The organism is Christiangramia sp. 3-2217-3z, assembly GCF_051195275.1.
Taxonomy (GTDB): Bacteria; Bacteroidota; Bacteroidia; order Flavobacteriales; family Flavobacteriaceae; genus Christiangramia; species Christiangramia marina.
Genome location: NZ_JBNJLI010000005.1, coordinates 170,348 through 191,908, shown reverse-complemented (window position 1 = coordinate 191,908; position 21,561 = coordinate 170,348). Strand labels below are relative to the sequence as shown.

Genomic DNA, 21,561 nt, shown 5'->3' with positions numbered 1-21,561 from the left:
AAGGGTTTTATTTTTTCTGAAGGAATTTTTCAGCCGACTTCGCTGCGTAATATCCTCCCATTCCATGTACTCCACCCCCAGGAGGTGTGGAAGAGGAGCCTATAAAAATCTTAGGATTTGAAGTAGCATATGTGTTGATACTCGCAATTGGTCTGGTAAATAACTGACTAATATCCTGTTTGCCTCCATTAATATCACCTCCAATTAAATTAGGATTTAAAACTTGCAGTTCATTTGTCCTCATAGTGCATTTCGCAATTATACTTTCTTTAAAGCCTGGAGCTGCTCTCTCGATCTGGTTCTCAATTTGTTTAGAAACATCCTCGGTGTTTCCATTTGGAACATGGCAATATGCCCAGGCCGAATGTTTTCCTGCGGGAGCCCTGCTAGAGTCAAATACTGAAGGTTGTGCCAGCAAGACGTAAGGTTCGCTGGATAATCTATTTTCATGTGCCGCTGCTTCTGAATCTTCAAGTGATTCTTTACTATATCCAAAATGCACGGTTCCGGCTTTTTTGCAAATTTCGTTCGTGAAGGGGATAGGTTTGTCGAGAGCCCAATCCATCTTGAAGATACCGGCTCCATACTTATATTTGTCCAATCTGCTTCTGTAAGTCTTGCTGAGATCAGTATTCTTGATTTTCAGGATTTGTTTTGGAGTGAGGTCCAGAATGAAAGTTTTGCTCGAAGGCAATTCTTCAAGATCTGATACTGTTTGGTTCAGGTATATTTTACCACCCTGATCTTTATAATAAGCAAGGAGAGAATCTACGATCTTAACCGCCCCGCCTTCAGGAAACGGCCATCCATGCCTATGCGCCAGAATATTCAATACCAAACCGAAAGAGGAGGATACTAATTTTGAAAGTGGTAACGTGGAATGAGCAGCGGCACCATAAAAGAAGATCTTACTCTTTTCCTCTTTAAAGTAATGATCTACGGTAAATTTAGCTGATGGTAACGCCTTCAGACCAAATCTGAACATCATTTCCAGATTCTGTGGTAGTCGCAATGGAGCAAGTAAATCTTCTTCCAGTTCTGGCCATTTCTCAACAAAGTTTAAAAGTAGATCAAGATAGTTCTGTTCATCCTCTCCTAACTGCGCGGCAGTTTTACGAATATCCTTATAACACCCAAAAGCAGTACCATCTTCGAAAGGATGTGCAAACGGAATCTCGGGATGTATCCATTTGAGTCCGTAATCTTCCAGTGGTAAAGTTTTAAAATAAGGAGATGCAAAGGCCAACGGATGCACAGCAGATCCAAGATCGTGCTTAAAACCGGGTAAAGTAATTTCCTCTGTTCTGGCCGCTCCGCCAGGTTTCTCTGCCTGTTCAAATATTGCCGTTCTGTAACCTTGCTTCTGAAGATAGGTGGCTGCAGCCAGCCCGTTTGGACCACTTCCAACTATAATGACATCATATTCTTCGTTCATCAGGGTAGCTCGTTTTCATCAATATTCTCTAAATACTCTTTAAAAGTCTTTGTTCCGTAGGACTTTCCAATCATATCATGTGTGGTGATATATTTAAAATTTTCAAGTTTGTGTTTAATATCTTCAGAAAATGAAGATAATAGTACACCTGCTTCAGCAATACTTTCGGGAACTTTTAGTGTCTTAGCATCAAATCTTTCAGCAATCATTTCAGCCATTTCCAACCGGGTATGAATTTCAGGACCACCTACTTCAATTAGTTTATCACCATTTTCCAGTACTTCAGTAATGAATAGCGCAAGATCTGCCTGGTGCATGGAATTGGTTTTTGCTTTTCCGTCGCCTATTACCGGAACCAGCTTTCTTTTCGCCATGATCCCCAAATCGTGCAGACCACTAAATAAACCTACTGGCCTAATTATCGTATAATCAAGACCTGAGCTTTCTAAAGATTTCTCAAAAAGTCTATTAGAGCCTGGAAGGCTCATTTTCTCATTTTCCTCTGCGCCCAGAATCGATACATATACAAATCTATCAACCTGATTCTTTTCTGCATCTTCAAGAATTTTTTTGTTGGTATAAAGATCAGTTTGATAGAATGATGAGTCGTTTTTAGTAAAGAGACTCACACTATTCCCAAGTGCAGAAATCACAATATCTATATCCTCAGCAATACCGGTAAGGTCATCCTCGTTTCCCGCGATAAAGATGTCGGTACTATACTTTTTTAACTTTTCAGCTCCTTCACTGGAACTGGTTTGCAGTCTGAGCGCTATACCGGCGTTTTGACTCAATAACTTGCAAAGTTCCATGCCTAATACTCCCGAAGCTCCTGCGATTAATACCTTTTTCATGATTAGAATTCTTTTTGAATAGAATTTAAGAACAAAATCATGGATTAGAGTAAACCGGAATTAGATTAACAAAAATTTAGTCTGGTATAGAAAAGAAAAAACCCCGGTCATCACTCCGGGGTCATTCATCAATCAAAAAACGAACAGTTATTCTCATAACGGGTCATCACTCCCGTCACTAAACTGTTGTCATCTTAAATATTTTAACCAAGATAGGTTTTTAAAATCTTACTTCTGGAAGTATGCTTTAATCTTCTAATAGCTTTTTCCTTGATCTGGCGTACTCTTTCTCTAGTAAGATCAAAAGTCTCGCCAATTTCTTCCAGAGTCATGGGATGTTGATCACCAAGTCCAAAATAAAGTCTGATCACATCAGCTTCACGCGGAGTAAGAGTTTCCAACGCACGCTCGATCTCAGTTCTAAGAGACTCATGTAGAAGTTCCTTGTCTGGATTTGGAGATTCACCTGAGCGTAGTACATCATACAGGTTCGAATCCTCACCCTCTACAAGCGGAGCATCCATGGATACGTGACGACCAGAATTCTTCATTGATTCCTTTACGTCATTAATTGTCATATCCAGCTCTTTAGCAATCTCTTCAGCACTTGGCGGACGCTCGTGTGACTGTTCAAGGAAAGCAAAAGTTTTATTGATCTTGTTTATAGATCCAATTTTATTCAATGGAAGACGAACAATACGAGATTGCTCAGCTAATGCCTGCAGAATAGATTGACGAATCCACCATACGGCGTAAGATATAAATTTAAAACCACGAGTTTCATCGAAACGTTTCGCAGCTTTTATAAGTCCTAGATTCCCTTCGTTAATAAGGTCAGGAAGGGTCAATCCCTGGTTTTGATATTGTTTGGCTACAGAAACAACAAAACGAAGGTTCGCTTTGGTTAATTTCTCCAGCGCGCGGTCATCTCCCGCTTTAATTCTTTGTGCCAGTTCAACTTCTTCATCAGCCGTGATCAGGTCCACTTTTCCAATTTCTTGCAAATACTTGTCTAACGAAGCGGTTTCACGATTGGTAACCTGCTTCGTAATCTTCAGTTGTCTCATCTATCTCTCTTGGATTTTAATTGTGCATAGGGTCTCTGTGTAGTTATACGTAAGAATTCCAAAAAATGTTACAAAAAGTTTTAAAATATTTTTCCGGGCGTTGCACTTCGTGCCGGGCTTTACGCTGCTAGTCCTCGCTCCTTGCAGTCGCTGTGGGCTATTCGCTACAATCCCTAACGCAAATTCTTATTCAAAATAATGTTGAAAAACCTTTATATGAGTCTGCAGGAAGTTGAAAACCTTACAGGCTAGAATCAAAAAAGCCCGGAAGATCCGGGCTTTTTTTTATTAAGAAGAGAAAAATTATTCTTTGTCTTCTCTTGGTTTTCTATCGTCACGACGATCGTCTCTGCGATTATCACGGCCTCGGTTATCACGAGAACCACGATTATCTCTATCTCTGGATCCACGATTATCACGTTTGTCATCTCTTGGTGGTCTTGCCACGTAACCTTCAGGTTTTTCAAGCAATGCCTTACGGGAAACTTTGTCTTTTCTGGTTTTAGGATCAAGACCAAAATATTTCACATCAATCACATCACCCATTTTAAGAACATCGTTCACGTCATTGGTGCGTTCCCATGCAAGCTCAGAGATATGAAGTAATACTTCATTTCCTGGTGCATCCATATATTCCACAACAGCTCCAAAATCAAGGATTTTGATCACTTTCACTTCATATACGCTACCTTTTTCAGGCTTGAAGGTAATAGATTCGATCTTTGCAATAACTTTATCAATTCCTTCCTGCTGAGTTCCCAGAATTTCAACAACACCTTCTTCTGTAACCGGATCTTCATTAATAACGATCGTAGTTCCAGTTTCTTTTTGAAGTTCCTGTATCACTTTTCCCCCCGGTCCAATCAATGCACCAATGTATTCATTAGGAATTCTTCTGGTGATGATCTTAGGAGAATGAGCTTTAACTTCAGTATTTGCGGTTGGAATAGTCTCAGAAAGTTTCTCAAGAATATGAAGTCTACCGTCTCTGGCCTGTTTCAATGCAGCTACCAGGATTTCATAAGAAAGTCCTTTAACCTTGATATCCATCTGGCAAGCGGTAATACCATCTACAGTACCCGTCACTTTAAAGTCCATATCACCCAGGTGATCTTCGTCTCCAAGAATATCAGAAAGTACTGCGTAGTCGTCACCTTCAGAAATTAATCCCATTGCAATACCTGAAACTGGTTTTTTCAATTGAACACCAGCATCCATTAACGCCATTGTACCAGCACAAACTGTAGCCATTGAAGAAGAACCATTAGATTCCAAAACTTCAGAAACTACACGTACGGTATAAGGACAATCTGCAGGGATCATTCCTTTTAATGCTCTTTGAGCAAGATTCCCGTGTCCAACCTCACGTCTTGAAGTACCTCTAATTGGGTATGCTTCTCCAGTTGAGAATGGAGGGAAGTTATAATGCAAATAGAAAGTTTCTTCTCCCTGTTGCGTTGGAAGATCTACCTGGTTAGCTTCTCTTGAAGTACCTAAAGTAACTGTTGCCAGTGCCTGAGTTTCTCCACGAGTAAATATTGCTGAACCGTGTGTAGATGGAAGGTAATCTACCTCACACCATATTGGTCTGATCTCGTCGGTTTTTCTACCATCTAATCTGGTTCCTTCTTTTAAAGTAACATCACGAACTGCCTTTTTCTGAGCATCGTTGAAGTAACCGGAGATCATTTTACCTTTTTCTTCTAACTCTTCTTCAGAGAACATCGCTTTCACTTCTTCTTTTAATTCAGAAAAAGCTTCACTTCTCTCTTTTTTGCTGGTACCGCTTTTAGCGATATCATATGATTTCTGGTAAGTAGCATCAAGAATTTTCTTCTCGATATCTGCATCTGTTGCAGCTACTTCGTATTCTCTTGGTTCTTTCTTTCCAAATGCCTCAGCAAGTTTTACCTGAGCTTCACACTGAATTTTGATAGCTTCATGTGCGAATTTAATCGCTTCAGCCATCTCTTCTTCAGAGCATTCGTCAAACTGTCCTTCTACCATCATTACAGAATCTGCAGAAGCTCCAACCATAATATCCATGTCTGCTTCAGCAAGTTTCTCTCTGCTTGGGTTTAGAACAAACTCTCCATTAATTCTTGCTACTCGAGCTTCAGAAATAGGAGTTTCAAAAGGAATATCAGATAATTGGATAGCTGCAGAAGCTGCTAATCCTGCTAGTGCGTCTGGCATAACATCATCGTCATGAGACATTAGCTGGATCATTACCTGAGTTTCAAATTTGTAGTCTTTTGGGAATAGTGGACGCAATACACGGTCTACTAAACGCATTACCAAAATCTCTTCATTGCTTGGTCTCGCTTCTCTCTTGAAGTAACCTCCAGGGAAAAGACCTGCAGCTGCAAATTTTTCACGGTAATCCAGTGTTAATGGAAAGAAGTCCATGGTGGTAGGCTTGTAAGAAGATACTACAGTACAAAGTAACATAGCCTTACCCATTTGAACGACCACAGACCCGTGAGCCTGTTTTGCTAATTTTCCGGTTTCGAGGGAAATAGTTCTACCATCTCCTAAATCGATAACCTCCTTAAATGTTTGTGGAATCATAATAATTTCAAATTCGATCTGAATAACTTCAACCAGATCATTTTAGTTAAACAAAGGTCTCCGCCATCCGGACGGCCGGGTTGTGTGTTGTGTGTAGTTGTTGTGACCAATGAAAAACTACCCCCTGGGCGACAATTTTAAGCAACCTGTAACAGGTTGTTCCAAGATATAAAAAAAGGGGGCATAAAGCCCCCTGAAAATTATTTTCTTAGTCCAAGTTCCTTAATGATTGCACGATATCTCATGATATCCTTTTTCATCAAGTAATCAAGTAAGCTTCTTCTTTTACCAACAAGCTTTACCAGCGAACGCTCTGAATTAAAATCCTTACGGTTTTTCTTCAGGTGCTCAGATAGGTGAGCAATTCTGTAAGTAAATAATGCGATTTGTCCTTCTGCTGAACCGGTATCATTTTTTGATTTACCGTGTTTTTCGAAGATCTCTTCTTTTCTTTCTTTTGCTAGATACATTCCAATATTATTTAAATGATTTTTATGTATTGACAGCATTTCTGTCAGGCGGCAAAGATATCATTTATTTTTTATTCCGTATGTATTAGGTTTTAAATTTATAGACTCAATCAAAAGTCGTATTTTTGCAAAGTGATAATTGCATTTCCTCATAAACTTCTGGTATCCTTGCTAGCATTATTAGTGCTGGTAACTACAAATTCATTCGCTATTGAAAAGCATTTCTGTGGCGAGCGATTAATTGATACTTCTGTTTTTGCTGAATTGGAGAAATGCCCTGGTTGTTTAGATGCTAAGGATAACATTCCTTCTGAATCTGAATGCTGTAAGGATGTGGTTGATGTGCTGGAAGGACAGGATATTACAACTGTTAAGAAAATTGACGACCTGGATGTAGATCAACAGGTCTTTCTTATGGCATTTGGCAATGCTTTTTTTTTACTCTTTCAACCGGAATCCAGAAGCCCGGAAAATTCACTTCAATACGATCCGCCTACTATTAGCTTTGACCTTCAGTCATGCTATCAGGTATATTTAATCTGAATTTAGATTTTTAATAGAATTATTACTTTCCGCAGAAAGACACAAGCGGAGGGTACTTTAATTATTATCAAAAATCAAAATTCAATTGATGAAAATCATACAATCACTCATATTATTACTACTCCCTACGGTAATATTTTCACAGGAAGCTTTCAAGGGTAAAGTACAGGAACTGGGAACAAAAATGCCTGTTCCCGGAGCAAATGTCTACTGGCTAAATACCGAAGTTGGAACCATAACCGACTTCAACGGTGAATTTTCAATTCCGTATAAGAAAGAATACAATAAACTGATCATTAGTTTTATGGGCTATAAATCAGATACTCTTAGTATAAAGAACAATAAGGATAATTTTGTTCATGAACTAAGTCCTTCAGCAAATCTTGATGAAGTAGACCTGGTTTCTCGTAAAAAAGCAACTTCAAGATCCTATCTGGAGTCTACGAATGTCATGAATATTAGCAGTGATGAACTTTTAAAAGCTGCGTGTTGTAATCTTTCTGAAAGTTTTGAAACCAATCCTTCCATAGACGTTAATTTCGCTGATGCTATTTCGGGAACCCGGCAAATAAAGATGTTGGGATTAACCAGTCCTTATATATTGATTGCTACCGAAAATATTCCGTCAGTAAGAGGAGCCGCTCAGGCTTACGGACTTTCCTTCACACCGGGAACATGGGTGGAGAGTATTCAGATTACTAAAGGAGCGGGTAGTGTGGTTAATGGTTATGAAAGTATTGCAGGCCAGATCAACGCTGAGCTTCAGAAGCCTGCAAATTCAGATAGACTATTCGTGAACCTTTATGGCGCCAGCAGTAAGCGCCTGGAAATCAACACTCATTATAATACTCAGCTGAATAAGAAGTGGAGTACAGGAATTTTTGTACACGGAAACTCGCAACAGGAAGAGCACGATGTCAATAACGACAACTTCCTGGACATGCCATTGTATAATCAGATCAATTTAATGAATCGCTGGCAATATATCGATAACGAGAACGGGATCATGGCATTTATGAATTTCCGCTATCTCAATGATGAAAAGCAAACCGGAGAGCTCGATTTTGATCCTGAAACAGATAAACTTACCACAAATGTCTGGGGAAGTGAGATCAATACACAGCGCTATGAGTTTTCAGGAAAACTTGGATATGTAAATCCAGAACTTCCGTGGCAGAGTATTGGGATGCAATTAGCGGTGAGTAATCATCAGCAGGATTCCTATTTTGGTCTTAGGGTTTATGATATAGAGCACAATAGCATTTATTCCAACATTATTTATAATAGTATTATCAGTGACTCCAGACATAAGATCAAAACTGGTCTTGATTTTACTCAGGATTCTTATAATGAGCTGGTAGAAGATACAGATTACGTTCGTAAAGATAATTCTGTAGGTGGTTTTTTCGAGTATAACTTTGACGATATGGACAAGCTTAATCTTACCGCAGGAGTGCGTGCAGATTATCATAACCGTCTTGGTTTCTTTCTTACTCCAAGAGTTCATGCGAGGTATCGACCTTGGGCGAAATCGGCTTTAAGAGTATCATTTGGTCGTGGTAAACGGGCTGCTAATATCTTTGCTGAAAATCAAAATCTATTCGCCTCTTCCCGGGAGATCAACATTCAAAGAAGTTCCAGCGGAGATATTTATGGTTTGGATCCCGAGATCGCCTGGAATTACGGAATTTCATATATGCAGGGTTTCAATATTTTCAGTAGAAAAGCAGAGCTGATCTTTGATTATTATCGAACTGATTTTCAGAACCAGGTGGTAGTCGACTGGGAAAACCCACAGGAGATCAGTTTTTATAATCTGAAAGGAGATAGCTATGCGAATAGTTTTCAAGCTGAATTAAGCTATAATGCTGCAGAGCGCCTCGATCTAAGAATGGCTTATAAATTTTACGATGTAAAAACAAAGTACCAGACTGGAACTAAGATAAAGCCCCTTATCCCGGAACATAGAATCTTTGCGAATCTTTCCTATGAGACCGAAATTAGAAATAATAGTCAGTGGAAGTTTGACGCTACCTATAATTGGCTCGGGGAGCAAAGATTTCCGTCTACAGCCACAAATCCAGAGGAGTTCCAGGTAGGAGAATATTCGCCTTCATTAAGCACAGTAAATGCACAAATAACCAGGGTTTTTTCAGGTAAGTTCGAGGTTTATATTGGAGGAGAAAACATTACTAATGTAAGGCAGGATCGACCAATTCTTGCTGTGGAAGATCCCTTTGGAGATTATTTTGACTCAACCCTAGTTTATGGTCCCGTTTTTGGTAATTTATACTACGCAGGTTTTAGATTTAAATTGAATTAAACAGAAGAATATGAAATATTTACTATTATTAATTTTTATGATAGGTTCTACCAGTATGTTTGCTCAGGATCGCAATGCAAAGGCATCATTTCAAGTGGATGGTGTTTGTATGATGTGTAAGGATAGAATCGAGAAAGCAGGTATAACATCGAAGGGTGTGAAATTTGCCGATTGGAACTTAGAAACTCAGGAATTACAGTTGATCTTCAATGAAAATAAAACAGATCTTAAAACGATTCAAGGCAATATTCTGGATGCCGGGCATGATCTCGATAGCTTAAAAGCTACAGATGAAGCTTATGCTAAGCTTGACGATTGTTGCAAGTATCGCGATCCAGAAGTTAGAGAAGATCATGTTTCAGGAAAGATCGATTAATGCTGAAGTACAGAAACAAAAAAAACGACATGAGAGAACAGGTCGTTTTTTTGTTATGTAAACACAGAAATATCTACTTATTTTCTCACTGGTTGATTCTGAATTAAATCAAGGTATAAATTCACCTTATTTTTCAATTCAGATCTATGTGTGATAAAGTCTAAGAACCCTTTTTCTTTCAGAAACTCTGAAGTCTGGAAATCCTTTGGAAGATCTTTCCCGGTGGTATCTTTCACAACTCTTGGTCCTGCAAATCCAATTAATGCTCCTGGTTCAGAAATATTAATATCTCCTAACATAGCGAAACTCGCAGTAGTCCCTCCAGTAGTAGGATCTGTGGCAAGGGATATATAAGGAATCTGTGCATTGGCAAGTTGCGCTAACTTCACTGAAGTTTTTGCAAGTTGCATCAATGATAGTGCAGCTTCCTGCATTCTGGCACCTCCAGATTTGGAGATGATCATAAATGGAATTTTATTCTGAAGTGCATAATCTGCTGCTCGAGCAATTTTTTCTCCTACAACAGACCCCATGGAACCACCAATGAATTTAAAATCCATACATGCGATCACCAGGTCTTTTCCCTTAGATTTTCCAACAGCAGTTCGTACAGCATCTTTTAAACCAGTCTTTTCCTGCGCAGCTTTAAGTCTGTCTGTGTATTTTTTAGTATCCTCAAAATTTAAAGGATCCTTAGAAGTAACATTCTTATCAAGTTCCTTGAAATTATTATCATCAAAAAGGATCTTAAAATATTCATTGCTACCAATTCTTACGTGGTATCCATCTTCCGGACTTACGTAAAAATTGCTTTCCAGTTGTTCAGCATCTACGATCTTCCCGGTAGGTGATTTATACCACAAGCCTTTAGGGACATCTTTCTTATCTTCAGTAGGAGTTTGAATTCCTTTTTGTGTTCTTTTAAACCAAGCCATTTCTTTCAAATTTTAATCGTCAGGGTTGTCAAATTTATGGCAATAAAAAACAGTCTAATTCCGAAGAAAAAGACTGTTTAAAATATTATTTATAATGTATTTACGTTATTAAGGTCCTCAAAAGCTTTCTTTAGACGTGTCTTGAAAGTCAATTCACCCTCTCTAACCCATTTACGTGGATCGTAATATTTCTTGTTAGGAACATCTTCACCATCGGGATTTCCAATTTGTCTAGCCAGGTAATCCTTTTTAGCTTCCATATAATCACGAATTCCTTCCAAATATGCATATTGAAGATCGGTATCAATATTCATTTTGATAACACCATATCCAATAGCTTCACGAATTTCTTCTACTGTAGAGCCACTTCCACCATGGAAAACAAAATCGATATGGTTTTCTTCTACATTGTATTTCTTAGTAATATATTCCTGAGAATTCTTCAGGATTTTTGGAGTCAACTTTACGTTCCCTGGCTTGTAAACACCGTGCACATTTCCGAAAGCTGCAGCGATAGTGAATTGATCACTCACTTTGCTTAACTCTTCGTAAGCATAGGCAACTTCTTCAGGCTGAGTATAAAGTTTGGAAGCATCAACATCAGAGTTGTCTACTCCATCTTCCTCACCACCGGTAATTCCAAGTTCGATCTCCAGAGTCATTCCCATTTTGGACATTCTCTCAAGATATTTTTTACAGATCTCCATATTCTCTTCCAAAGGTTCTTCGGAAAGATCTATCATGTGAGAACTATATAAGGGTTTACCAAATTGTTCGTAGTGTTTTTCACTGGCATCTAAAAGTCCGTCAATCCACGGAAGTAATTTTTTAGCACAGTGATCTGTATGCATGATTACTGGTACACCGTAAAGTTTAGCCATTTCGTGCACATGTTTTGCACCAGCAACTCCACCGGCAATTGCAGCCTGTTCTCCTTCATTCGATAATCCTTTACCAGCGTTAAATTGCGCACCACCATTAGAAAATTGAATAATAACAGGGGAGTTTAACTCAGCAGCAGTTTCCAGAACAGCATTCACACTACTTGATCCAATTACGTTAACAGCGGGAAGGGCAAAACCTTTCTCTTTAGCATAATTGAAAATCTCCTGAACTTCTTTTCCAGTGGCAACGCCCGGTTTGATATTGTGACTCATAACTTTTAGTTGATTATGTTCACAAAAATAAGAAAATAAACTGGCTTAGAAAGGATAATTGATTCCTACGTTATAAACAGCATGGTTGAAATTATACTCCTGAAACCATCGATCTCCTTCAGGTTGTCCTGGATCGTGAGTTTTAAAGCCGATATCAAATCTTAAGACAAAAAAGTTAAAGTCATACCGAAGTCCAAATCCACTACCAACAGCTAATTCCTCAAGATCTGAAAATTCTTCAAAAACTACATCTTTAGAAGTCCTGGAGTCGAGAACATTCCAGATGTTTCCAACATCTACGAATAAGGCACCCTTGAACTGGTCAAAGATTCCGAAGCGATATTCTCCGTTGAAGGCAAGTTTAAGATTAGCTTCATTGAATTCCAGAATACTACCGCTGCTGCCGGGTCCAAGGTCATAAGCTTGCCACGCACGATTGTCATTAGGGCCGCCGGCGAAAAAAGTCTTAGTAATTGGAATATCATTCGCATTGCCATATGGAATAGCGATTCCTCCAAATGCTCTCACGGCAAAGATCTGGTCATTACCGAGATCCCAGTGTTTGATAAAATCCAGTTCGGTTTTCACATACTGTGAATAAGCCACCCCAAGAACTTTCTCATTACCCTGGTCGTTTACAGGATAGTTAAAAACATTTGAAAGGGCAGATAGAACATTCCCTGCGGTTTCCAGTTTGAACCTGAATCGGGAAAACTCTCTGTCATAAAGGTTCTCTCTCGTATTCCAGAGATAGGTGTAGCTGGAGGCGAAAATAAGGTTATTTTGAGTGAGTCTTAGTTTTCGTTCATATATGTCTAGCGTATTCAAATAGTCTTCATTTTCGAGTCCCGTGTTGGTTCTGTCCTCGTTAATGACATAGTCTATAAAACCATCGGCCTCTTCCGGGATTTGCAGGTCACTTCCCGGAGTGCTGAAGTTAAAATTACTTCGCTGTGCAATAGAATTTAATTCTTCAAATGAATTCCGATAGACATTAAAGTAGTTTTCAGTATTTAAATTTCGAACGTATTGGATATTGAGTAGATCGAGGCTGTTAGTAAGCTGTTTGGATGGATTCCAGTTATAATTCAGGATTCCTGAAAACGTTTGCTTATCCAGACCAATATTTCGCTGGGAGCTAAATCCAAGACTCATACTGGTAAAAGGTGCCATGTATTTCTTAATAAGCCTTTCCGTATCTATAGGTAGAAATATCCTCGGAAGGGTCAGCTTTAGATCGGCACCAACTTCAGTAATATCGAAAAAACGGTTTTTATCAGCGCTAGCGGCTGCATCTGTTGATGATGCTATACTGCCGCGACCGGATAATTCAAGATTCTCCAGTCCGCCAAAAATGTTCCTGATCAGGAAGGAACCTCCAAATCCAATACCGAATTTCTGAATATTACTTTGTGATACATCAAAATCGAAACCAAGTGAATACTTTGGAAGCGGACTAAGAAAAATATTAGAGATCAATTTAGTATTGGTGCTATCTGAAGGATCTGGAGTATACTGAATATTGGGATACTTAAAAACTCGCAGTGAATTGAGTCTGTTATAGGTTCTTGTCCTGTCGAGATCACGATAGATCATGCCAGGTCTTATAAAAACAGCATCGGTGACCGCTTCGGGTTTGTAGCGCATTTCATCAAAACTAAACAGCTCATAACGCCGATAAGTAGCACTGTCCAGAATCGGCATGTTACGGTTAGCGAAACTATAATCTGTGAAGATCTTTACTTTACTTATCGTATGGATCTTGAAGGGTGTTCTTGTGATACTGTCTCCTATATTATTCCGCTCATTCTTGATGATCAGAGTAGTGTTCAATCTGTGGTTTGTATCCACAGTATCTGCGTCGAAACTAATATATTCCTGATCAAAATTATAAACGCCATTATTTCTAAAAAGGTCTGATAATCTATCTCTTTCTTCGTTGAAAGCTATAGTGTTATACTGGGTGCCAGCTATGATCTCACTTTCGGTTTTGTTAGATTGGTAAAGACTATCCAGAGCTGGTGAAGCAATTTCTGTAGTAAGGGAATCCAGCGTGTAAGGCTTTCCCGGTTTGATATAGTATTCTACTTTAGCCCGTTTTTCTTTATTTTCTATAGGCAACACCTTGTAATCTGCTTCTACATTGAACCAGCCATTATTCCAGTACCAGGATTTCAAACGGTTGACAGACTTATCGGCTTGTTCTTTATTCAAAACGACAGGTGCCTCTCCAGTTCTTTTGATCCACTGATTAAACTCCTTTTTGGAATAAATGTATTGATCAAATTGTTTTTTGGATAGTATTGCTGTGAGACGCTTTCTTCTGGATTCGTTCTCAAGAAATTTTTCTGTAAGGATGCTGTCAATTTCGGGCCGTGCTAAATTGTAGAAATGCAGTCTAAGCGGAAAACCTAATAGTTTGGTATTAGGTTCCTGGTAAAGCTGATTCTTAATTCGGGAATCCTTGACTAGTTCGTCATTGGCAAAGATTTCGTTTTTAACCAATAAATTTTGATCGGCTTCTAATCGTTTTACAGCATTACAGCTAAGGATAAGAACAGTCGTTAAAAAAAATAATAATATTTTTGCGAGAAGCCGTGTCAAGTATAATCGATTAGGGCTCAAAAATACATTTTTTGTATGGTAAGCAAAAGCCAGATTAAGTTAATAAAAAGTCTTTCTCAAAAAAAGCACAGGCTTCGTGAAAAGCTATTCATTGTTGAAGGAATTAAAGGGGTAAAAGAGTTTTTAAGATCTGATTTTGAATTATATGCATTATTTGGCTCAGGTAATCTAGATGAGGTTCACGAGCAAGATTTCTATGAGGCGAACTCAGTCGATCTGGCCAGGATAAGTTCCCTGACTACGGCTCCAGATTATCTAGCAGTTTTCAGAATGCGAGAAGACTTACCGATAGCAGAAAATGGTTTAAAGGTAGTTTTGGATGGCGTTCGAGACCCTGGAAATCTTGGAACGATCATCAGGCTTTGCGACTGGTTTGGGATCACAGATCTTATATGTTCCAGAGATACAGTAGACTGTTTTAATTCCAAAGTAGTACAGGCCAGTATGGGTTCTCTGTCCCGTGTAAATATTGTGTATACAGACTTGCATGAATTTATTTCTAAAAAACAATCTTTCCCCATTTACGGAACTCTTTTAGAGGGTGCCGATATTTATCAAAGTGCGTTAGATTCAGAAAGTTTTGTCATCTTCGGAAATGAGGCAAATGGCATTTCTTCTGAAATTCAGAAATTAGTGAAGCAGAAGATAAGCATTCCCCAATATGGAAAGGAGCAAAATACTGAAAGTCTTAATGTGGCTACGGCAACAGCTATTACGCTTGCGGAATTCCGAAGACAGGAGTCTATTGGAAAGTGAAGTTGATAAAAACTGCTCTTGAGGACATAGAATCTACGTTGCCCGTATATATGCTATTGGGGTCTTCATCTCGTACTAATTCGTCATTAATTGCAAATACTCCTCTAATTGATGGCGTTAGTTTGAAGTAGTATAAATACAGATCTATACCAAATCCAATCTCGTAATAATATGTATTAGTTTTCATGCGGAATTGCCCGGCAGAATTGTCATCAGGATTATTCTCGTTGCTACTTAGATTGATCGACGTAGAAAGTCCACCGGTCACGAAAGGCCTGAAGTTATTAAGTCTGTTAGCGTTGAACTTTAGCAAGAGTGGTATATGAACATATGTAGCGCTTATTTCCCTGAAAGTACCTTCATCTGCCTTTAACGCTTGAAAGTCTCTCGTATTAAAGTTTACACCAGGCTCTAGCCTAAGATCTAGATTGTTGTGTAATTTTAAGTTTCCGATTAATCCGACGTTGAAACCAGTTCTAGTTCCAACTCTAAAATCCTGACCCGTTACTGGATCTGGATTATAGTTGATATAGTCGAAATCAAAATCATAGCTATTAAATCCTAGGAAATAACCCCATGACCATCTAGCATTATCAATATTAGGTTGGTTTACAACACTCTCACCTGAAAATAGCTGGGCGAATGATGCATTTGAAATGAATAGAAAAAGGGCAATTATAAAAAATTTCTTCATGTATCTACTTTGAAGCAATGTATATAGTGGAGACTCCCAGAGTTTGAGGTAAGTCTCTCACATTAGTAAACCCGGTTTTTGACAAAATATTGTTGAACTCCTTACCATAAGGAAAACTTGCAGCACTCTCGCTCAGGTAGGAGTATGCATCCTTGTCCTTCGAAAATAACTTTCCTATAGCCGGTAATATCATAGATGAATATATCTTATAGCCCTCTTTAAATGGAAATCTCGTTGGAACTGAAGTTTCCAGAACCACGAAAATCCCACCAGGTTTTAAAACACGAAATATTTCTGATAGTCCGAGTTCCAGGTTTTCAAAATTTCGAACCCCAAAGGCAACTGTAATTGCATCAAAACTGTCAGCTTCAAATGGCAAATTTTCAGAATCCCCCTGAATCATCTCAATTTCAACATCCAGCTCTTTAGCAGCAATCTTTTTTCTACCAACACTTAACATTCCGTCAGACAGGTCAAGACCAACGATTCTAGACGCCCCGGTATTAGCCATTTGAATGGCCAGATCGCCAGTTCCGGTAGCAATATCAAGGATACTATCTGGATTTGTTGCAGCAACTGCAGCAACAACCTTCTTTCGCCAGCTAACATCGGTTCCCATAGAAATAACCCTGTTAAGCCCATCATAGTGGTCAGATATATTGTCGAACATTTGTTCTACCTGCTTTTTTTTGGTGAGCTGCGAGTCTTTATATGGAGTAACTTTCTTACTCATAGGTGAAATTTGTTTCAAAGATAACTGATATGTGGAAAATAACGGATATTAGCCGATTTTTTATCTCTGAAAAGAGATTTTTCCTTTCTGCAAAATAACTTAACTTTGCTTCCACAATTTGAAGCTGTTATATGAAAATAATTATCGCCGGCGCAGGTGAAGTAGGATTTCATTTAGCTAAATTACTTTCCTTTGAATCTCAGGATATTACGCTAATTGACCCAAACAGAGATAATCTTGCTTATGCTGATACTCACTTGGATATTAGGACTATTAAAGGCGATGCCAGTTCCATCAGGATATTAAAGGATGCGCAGGTGAAACATACAGATATGGTAATTAGTGTCACCTCAAGTGAGGCAACTAATATTACCGTATGTGTACTGGCCAAGCAGCTTGGAGCTAAAAGAACGATCGCCAGAATTTCAAATACCGAATATCTCGAAAATCAGGGAGAACTGGGATTCACTCGTTTCGGGATAGATGAACTTATTTCTCCGGAAGCTCTTGCTTCGCGTGAAATCGAATTGCTGCTGAACCAGTCGGCGTTCAATGATAGCTACGAATTTGAAGAGGGTGCACTAACCATGATCGGAGTGAGTTTATCCAGAACTGCGACCTTTGTAGGAAAGACAGTAAAGGAAGCAGCCAAGATATTTCCAGAACTAAACTTTGTTCCTATTGCAATTCAAAGATTTGGAACACAGTATACATTGATACCTAGAGGAGATACCCAATTTAAAGAAGGTGATCAGGTATATTTTATCACTTTAAAAAATGGTGTAGAGGAATTATATAAACTGACGGGGAAAGTTCGACAGGATATCAAGAATATAATGGTTCTTGGGGGTAGTAAGATTGGCAGAAAAACAGCACAGGATCTTTGTCGTAATAATTTCAATGTAAAGCTGGTAGAGAAAGATCGTGAAAAAGCATACGAACTGGCTGATGAACTTCCCAACGTATTAATTATCAACGGAGATGGTCGCAATGTTGAATTACTGGAAGAAGAAAACATCCATGATATGGATGCTTTTATTGCTGTGACAGGAAATTCAGAAACTAATATTATGTCCTGTTTGGTAGCCAAATCCAAAAGCGTTAAGAAAACTATCTCTTTGGTCGAGAATATGGATTATTTTCAGCTAAGTCACTCTATTGGAATAGATACTCTTATAAATAAGAAACTACTGGCTGCCAATAATATCTTCCGTTATGTAAGAAAAGGTGAGGTCGTGGCGATGACCAAGCTGAATAATATGAATGCCGAGCTTCTGGAGTTTATCGTAAAACCAAATTCTCAGGTTTCAAATAAAAAGATCAAGGATCTGGATTTCCCACGTTCAGCAATAATTGGTGGAATTATTCGCGATGGAAAAGGTTTAATCGCTCTAGGTGATTTTCTTATCAAACCCGGAGACAGAATTGTGGTTTGTTGTCTACCGAGATCTATTAACAAAGTAGAAAAACTGTTCCTCTAATGCCCAGATTGAATTATCAGATAATTCTTCATGTGATGGGATTATTGCTGCTGTGTAATGGTGGCTTTATGCTTTTAGCAACCCTTGTAAGTTATATTTACGATGACGGTGTAACTCTTGAAATTTCAACCGCTGCTCTTGTAACATTATTTACGGGGACCTTGCTGATGTTCACTACCCGTGGCCATAGTAAGGAGGTAAAGAAAAGAGAAGGTTATATTATTGTAACTTTTGGATGGATCTTTATGGCCCTAAGTGGTAGTCTCCCTTACCTCATTAGTGAGTCTATACCAACTTTTACAAATGCGTTTTTCGAAACTATGTCTGGATACACCACTACCGGTGCCTCCATTCTTAATGATATTGAAGCGATTCCAAAGGGTATTCTATTCTGGAGAAGTTTAACTCATTGGATTGGCGGAATGGGAATTATCGTTTTGGCCATTGCGATCCTGCCGTTGCTTGGAATAGGAGGGATGCAGCTATTCTCTGCTGAATCCCCTGGTCCAAGCGCAGATAAATTAAAGCCTCGAATTACAGATACCGCCAAGCGTCTATGGCTTATCTATGTTTCCTATACAGTAGCCGAAACTATTCTATTGTGGGTAGCTGGAATGACATTTTTTGACGCCATCAATCACGCTTTCAGTACCTTATCTACAGGAGGGTTTTCTACAAAAAACGCCAGTCTGGCTTACTGGAACGATAATCCTGCAATTCAGTATATTATCATTCTCTTCATGCTGCTCGCGGGTAGTAACTTTGTACTGAGTTATTTTGCTTTTAAGGGTCAAGTGCAGAAAATTCTACATGATGATGAGTTTAAATGGTATATGTTTTTCATCTTCGGTTTTACGGCAATTTCAGCACTGGTGGTCTATTTCCAGGCAGATGTTGCAATTTCAAGTATCGAACATCCAATGGTTTGGGGTGAAGCCGAAAGTGCCTTCAGACATTCTCTGTTCCAGGTTTTAACCGTGATTACCACTACCGGATTTGTTTCTGCCGATTATACGATGTGGACTCCTTTTCTAACTATTCTCTATTTCGGATTATTCTTTTTGGGTGGTTCCGCAGGGAGTACTGCAGGTGGAGTAAAAGTGATGCGGCATATTATCATGATCAAGAACGGAATCATAGAATTTAAGAGAACCTTACATCCTAATGCAATTCTTCCTGTACGATTCAATGGGAAGTCGATTAGTAAGGAGATCGTTTTTAATATCCTGGGCTTTTTTATACTGTATATGCTCTCCTTTATCATTGGAGCAGTAGTATTCGCAGGAATGGGACTGGATTTTCAAACGGCTATTGGAGGTGCTGCATCTTCTCTTGGGAATATTGGACCTGCTTTTGGAGGTTTAAGTCCCGTGAACAATTTTGACATATTATCAGATTTTGGAAAATGGTGGTCAGCTTTCTTAATGCTCATAGGTAGACTGGAACTATTTACTGTGCTTATCATATTAACGCCTTTCTTCTGGCGTAACAGATAATCTAAATTTATAGAACAAAAAAACCGGCGAAAGCCGGTTTTTTTGTTCTGTGCATAATTGCAATTATGATAATACTTCTTTTATTCTTTTAATAGCTTCCTCAATCTGACTTTCACTTGCAGCGTATGAAATACGAATACAGTCAGGATTTCCAAAAGCTTCACCAGTTACTGTGGCAACATTCGCTTTTTCTAATAATAACATCGAAAAGTCACTTGCATTTTCGATTTTAGTACCATCGATCGTCTTTCCGAAGAAGGCCGAAATATTTGGAAACACATAAAATGCTCCCTGAGGTTTGGTAGTAACAAATCCGTCAATCTCATTCAGGTGATCAATAATCAACTTTCTTCTTGATTTAAAAGTATCGATCATATGACTAATCTTACTTACCGGCGCTTCCAGAGCAGTGATCACAGCACGCTGTGCAATACAGTTTGCACCACTGGTGATTTGTCCCTGCATTTTATTACAGGCTCGAGCGATGTAAGCCGGAGCTCCAATATATCCAATTCTCCATCCGGTCATTGCGAATGCCTTTGAAACACCATTTACCGTTACCGTACGGTCATACATATCTTCGAATTGAGCCATGGAAGCATGATCTCCTACAAAATTAATATGCTCATAGATCTCATCACTTACCACCACAATATCCGGATATTTTTTGAGTACATCTGCAAGTGCTCTTAATTCATCCTTACTGTAAACCATTCCACTAGGATTACAAGGAGAACTATACCAGATCATCTTTGTTTTAGGAGTGATAGAAGCTTCCAGCTGTTCTGGAGTGATCTTAAAATTGGTCTCCACACTGGTTGGAACTTCCACTGGAACACCTTCTGCTAGTTTTACAATTTCAGCATAACTTACCCAATAAGGACAGGGTAGTAGTACCTCGTCTCCAGGATTAAGAACAACCATAGCTACATTAGCCAGGGATTGCTTGGCACCGGTTGAGACAACAATCTGTGAGCGATCATAGGTAAGATCATTATCTCTTTTAAATTTAGAAATAATAGCATCCTTCAATTCAACATAACCATCGACCGGCGTATAGGAATTGTAATTATCATTAATGGCCTGTATTGCGGCATCCTTAATGAAATCTGGAGTATTAAAATCTGGTTCTCCAAGACTTAGGCCAATAATATCCTTCCCTTCCGCTTTCAATTCTCTGGCTTTCGCAGCCATTGCAAGTGTTTGGGATGTTGCCATCGCATTTATTCGGTTCGATAGTTTTTCCTGCATGTCTTTAATTTTTTAATGATTCTGAAAATGCTCCTTTACTTCAATGTAGCATTTGCTTCGGAAACATTTCAAAGTTATAATATTAAAATTTTCAGCTACTGTTTATTCAGAAAAAATGGACATAAAAAAATGCCTATTTTTGCTGAAAATTGAATGCTTTGGAACTAATAAATAAATATTTCCCAAATTTAACTGATGATCAACTTCAGAAGTTTGAAAAACTGGAAGAATTATATAAAGACTGGAACCTTAAAATTAACGTGGTGTCCAGGAAAGATATTGACGAATTATACATTCGCCACGTTTTACATTCTTTGGGAATAGCAAAGGTTCAGGCGTTTCTTCCAGGATCAAGAGTTCTTGACGTAGGAACCGGCGGGGGGTTTCCAGGAATTCCTTTAGCCATCCTGCATCCCGAAACTAAATTTGATCTTGTAGATTCTATAGGCAAGAAAATTAAAGTGGTCGATGAGGTTTCAGAAGGTCTGGGACTCGAGAATGTGGCCACTTATAATCAGCGAGTAGAAGATTTAAAGGGTCAGTATGATTTTATCGTAAGTAGAGCTGTAGCAGTCATGCCAACTTTTGTTCGCTGGGTAAAAGGGAAGATCGCGAAGGAGAGCAGGCACGATTTCAGGAACGGAATTTTATATCTAAAAGGTGGTGATCTTTCAGAAGAACTACAGGATTACCGGACAGCCCAGATCTTTGAACTGTCCGATTATTTTGAAGAAGACTTCTATGATACCAAGAAAGTAGTCTATTTACCCATGAAATATAAAGGTTAATTCCTG

Annotated in this window: 18 protein-coding genes; 7 read left to right on the top strand and 11 right to left on the bottom strand. The window is 38.8% G+C overall.

Going from position 1 to position 21,561, the window contains the following annotated elements; translation table 11 throughout:
• Nucleotides 1-7: 7 nt before the first annotated feature.
• The 5 genes from ACSHZO_RS10805 to rpsO all read right to left on the bottom strand — a co-directional run bounded on the left by ACSHZO_RS10805 (nucleotide 8) and on the right by rpsO (nucleotide 6,397).
• Nucleotides 8-1,435, bottom strand: a complete 1,428-nt coding sequence (locus tag ACSHZO_RS10805) for a phytoene desaturase family protein (protein ID WP_298247648.1) — start codon at nucleotides 1,433-1,435, stop codon at nucleotides 8-10.
• Nucleotides 1,435-2,289 (bottom strand): NAD(P)H-binding protein, encoded by an 855-nt coding sequence (locus ACSHZO_RS10800; protein ID WP_298247647.1) that lies wholly within the window; start codon nucleotides 2,287-2,289, stop codon nucleotides 1,435-1,437. Before ACSHZO_RS10800 ends, ACSHZO_RS10805 begins: the two co-directional genes overlap by 1 nt.
• A 203-nt stretch (nucleotides 2,290-2,492) precedes the next feature.
• On the bottom strand, nucleotides 2,493-3,356 hold the full coding sequence (locus tag ACSHZO_RS10795) for a sigma-70 family RNA polymerase sigma factor (RefSeq protein ID WP_011708302.1): 864 nt from the start codon (nucleotides 3,354-3,356) through the stop codon (nucleotides 2,493-2,495).
• A gap of 303 nt (nucleotides 3,357-3,659) precedes the next feature.
• Nucleotides 3,660-5,927: a polyribonucleotide nucleotidyltransferase gene (locus ACSHZO_RS10790; RefSeq protein ID WP_298247646.1), complete on the bottom strand. Its 2,268-nt coding sequence runs from the start codon at nucleotides 5,925-5,927 to the stop codon at nucleotides 3,660-3,662.
• Nucleotides 5,928-6,127: 200 nt separating this feature from the next.
• Complete coding sequence (gene rpsO, locus ACSHZO_RS10785; protein ID WP_141878553.1) at nucleotides 6,128-6,397, bottom strand: 30S ribosomal protein S15; 270 nt, start codon at nucleotides 6,395-6,397, stop codon at nucleotides 6,128-6,130.
• Nucleotides 6,398-6,529: 132 nt separating this feature from the next.
• On the opposite strand from rpsO, the gene ACSHZO_RS10780 reads away from it, so the two are divergent.
• From ACSHZO_RS10780 to ACSHZO_RS10770, 3 genes are all read left to right on the top strand, one after another.
• Nucleotides 6,530-6,940: an HYC_CC_PP family protein gene (locus ACSHZO_RS10780; RefSeq protein WP_435067079.1), complete on the top strand. Its 411-nt coding sequence runs from the start codon at nucleotides 6,530-6,532 to the stop codon at nucleotides 6,938-6,940.
• 88 nt (nucleotides 6,941-7,028) lie between these two features.
• Nucleotides 7,029-9,263, top strand: a complete 2,235-nt coding sequence (locus ACSHZO_RS10775) for a TonB-dependent receptor (RefSeq protein WP_298247644.1) — start codon at nucleotides 7,029-7,031, stop codon at nucleotides 9,261-9,263.
• A 10-nt stretch (nucleotides 9,264-9,273) separates the two neighbouring features.
• Nucleotides 9,274-9,639, top strand: coding sequence for a heavy-metal-associated domain-containing protein (locus ACSHZO_RS10770; RefSeq protein ID WP_298247643.1), 366 nt, complete (start codon nucleotides 9,274-9,276; stop codon nucleotides 9,637-9,639).
• A gap of 77 nt (nucleotides 9,640-9,716) precedes the next feature.
• On the opposite strand, the gene accD is transcribed toward ACSHZO_RS10770, so the two are convergent.
• From accD to ACSHZO_RS10755, 3 genes are all read right to left on the bottom strand, one after another.
• Complete coding sequence (gene accD, locus ACSHZO_RS10765) at nucleotides 9,717-10,574, bottom strand: acetyl-CoA carboxylase, carboxyltransferase subunit beta (protein ID WP_298247642.1); 858 nt, start codon at nucleotides 10,572-10,574, stop codon at nucleotides 9,717-9,719.
• An 89-nt stretch (nucleotides 10,575-10,663) separates the two neighbouring features.
• Nucleotides 10,664-11,731, bottom strand: coding sequence for a class II fructose-bisphosphate aldolase (gene fbaA, locus ACSHZO_RS10760; RefSeq protein ID WP_298247641.1), 1,068 nt, complete (start codon nucleotides 11,729-11,731; stop codon nucleotides 10,664-10,666).
• Nucleotides 11,732-11,776: 45 nt separating this feature from the next.
• Nucleotides 11,777-14,236 (bottom strand): BamA/TamA family outer membrane protein, encoded by a 2,460-nt coding sequence (locus ACSHZO_RS10755; RefSeq protein ID WP_366878185.1) that lies wholly within the window; start codon nucleotides 14,234-14,236, stop codon nucleotides 11,777-11,779.
• A gap of 135 nt (nucleotides 14,237-14,371) precedes the next feature.
• Between ACSHZO_RS10755 and ACSHZO_RS10750 the strand changes: the two genes are divergently transcribed.
• Nucleotides 14,372-15,112 carry a TrmH family RNA methyltransferase gene (locus ACSHZO_RS10750; protein ID WP_298247639.1) on the top strand — a complete coding sequence of 247 codons (741 nt, stop codon included), beginning with the start codon at nucleotides 14,372-14,374 and terminating at the stop codon, nucleotides 15,110-15,112.
• On the opposite strand, the gene ACSHZO_RS10745 is transcribed toward ACSHZO_RS10750, so the two are convergent.
• Both ACSHZO_RS10745 and ubiE read right to left on the bottom strand, forming a co-directional pair.
• Entirely contained in the window at nucleotides 15,099-15,806 is a 708-nt protein-coding gene (locus tag ACSHZO_RS10745; protein ID WP_298247638.1) for a porin family protein, read from the bottom strand. The genes ACSHZO_RS10750 and ACSHZO_RS10745 overlap by 14 nt on opposite strands.
• A 4-nt stretch (nucleotides 15,807-15,810) precedes the next feature.
• Nucleotides 15,811-16,539, bottom strand: a complete 729-nt coding sequence (gene ubiE / locus ACSHZO_RS10740) for a bifunctional demethylmenaquinone methyltransferase/2-methoxy-6-polyprenyl-1,4-benzoquinol methylase UbiE (RefSeq protein WP_298247637.1) — start codon at nucleotides 16,537-16,539, stop codon at nucleotides 15,811-15,813.
• A 131-nt stretch (nucleotides 16,540-16,670) separates the two neighbouring features.
• Between ubiE and trkA the strand changes: the two genes are divergently transcribed.
• Both trkA and ACSHZO_RS10730 read left to right on the top strand, forming a co-directional pair.
• Nucleotides 16,671-18,020, top strand: coding sequence for a Trk system potassium transporter TrkA (gene trkA / locus ACSHZO_RS10735; RefSeq protein ID WP_295181161.1), 1,350 nt, complete (start codon nucleotides 16,671-16,673; stop codon nucleotides 18,018-18,020).
• Nucleotides 18,020-19,516 carry a TrkH family potassium uptake protein gene (locus ACSHZO_RS10730; protein ID WP_295181163.1) on the top strand — a complete coding sequence of 499 codons (1,497 nt, stop codon included), beginning with the start codon at nucleotides 18,020-18,022 and terminating at the stop codon, nucleotides 19,514-19,516. The genes trkA and ACSHZO_RS10730 overlap by 1 nt, the downstream gene beginning before the upstream one ends.
• Nucleotides 19,517-19,579: 63 nt before the next feature.
• On the opposite strand, the gene ACSHZO_RS10725 is transcribed toward ACSHZO_RS10730, so the two are convergent.
• Nucleotides 19,580-20,767: a pyridoxal phosphate-dependent aminotransferase gene (locus tag ACSHZO_RS10725; protein WP_298247636.1), complete on the bottom strand. Its 1,188-nt coding sequence runs from the start codon at nucleotides 20,765-20,767 to the stop codon at nucleotides 19,580-19,582.
• Between the two features lie 158 nt (nucleotides 20,768-20,925).
• Between ACSHZO_RS10725 and rsmG the strand changes: the two genes are divergently transcribed.
• A complete protein-coding gene (rsmG, locus tag ACSHZO_RS10720) occupies nucleotides 20,926-21,555 on the top strand; it encodes a 16S rRNA (guanine(527)-N(7))-methyltransferase RsmG (RefSeq protein ID WP_298247635.1) in 630 nt (209 codons plus the stop codon).
• Nucleotides 21,556-21,561: the final 6 nt, after the last annotated feature.

Coding starts and splice junctions, on each gene's coding strand:
- accD (WP_298247642.1), bottom strand. CDS start 10,574: ATGGCTTGGTTTAAAAGAACACAAAAAGGAATTCAAACTCCTACTGAA.
- ACSHZO_RS10745 (WP_298247638.1), bottom strand. CDS start 15,806: ATGAAGAAATTTTTTATAATTGCCCTTTTTCTATTCATTTCAAATGCA.
- ACSHZO_RS10800 (WP_298247647.1), bottom strand. CDS start 2,289: ATGAAAAAGGTATTAATCGCAGGAGCTTCGGGAGTATTAGGCATGGAA.
- ACSHZO_RS10775 (WP_298247644.1), top strand. CDS start 7,029: ATGAAAATCATACAATCACTCATATTATTACTACTCCCTACGGTAATA.
- ubiE (WP_298247637.1), bottom strand. CDS start 16,539: ATGAGTAAGAAAGTTACTCCATATAAAGACTCGCAGCTCACCAAAAAA.
- trkA (WP_295181161.1), top strand. CDS start 16,671: ATGAAAATAATTATCGCCGGCGCAGGTGAAGTAGGATTTCATTTAGCT.
- ACSHZO_RS10770 (WP_298247643.1), top strand. CDS start 9,274: ATGAAATATTTACTATTATTAATTTTTATGATAGGTTCTACCAGTATG.
- ACSHZO_RS10730 (WP_295181163.1), top strand. CDS start 18,020: ATGCCCAGATTGAATTATCAGATAATTCTTCATGTGATGGGATTATTG.
- ACSHZO_RS10795 (WP_011708302.1), bottom strand. CDS start 3,356: ATGAGACAACTGAAGATTACGAAGCAGGTTACCAATCGTGAAACCGCT.
- ACSHZO_RS10725 (WP_298247636.1), bottom strand. CDS start 20,767: ATGCAGGAAAAACTATCGAACCGAATAAATGCGATGGCAACATCCCAA.
- rpsO (WP_141878553.1), bottom strand. CDS start 6,397: ATGTATCTAGCAAAAGAAAGAAAAGAAGAGATCTTCGAAAAACACGGT.
- ACSHZO_RS10750 (WP_298247639.1), top strand. CDS start 14,372: ATGGTAAGCAAAAGCCAGATTAAGTTAATAAAAAGTCTTTCTCAAAAA.
- ACSHZO_RS10790 (WP_298247646.1), bottom strand. CDS start 5,927: ATGATTCCACAAACATTTAAGGAGGTTATCGATTTAGGAGATGGTAGA.
- fbaA (WP_298247641.1), bottom strand. CDS start 11,731: ATGAGTCACAATATCAAACCGGGCGTTGCCACTGGAAAAGAAGTTCAG.
- ACSHZO_RS10805 (WP_298247648.1), bottom strand. CDS start 1,435: ATGAACGAAGAATATGATGTCATTATAGTTGGAAGTGGTCCAAACGGG.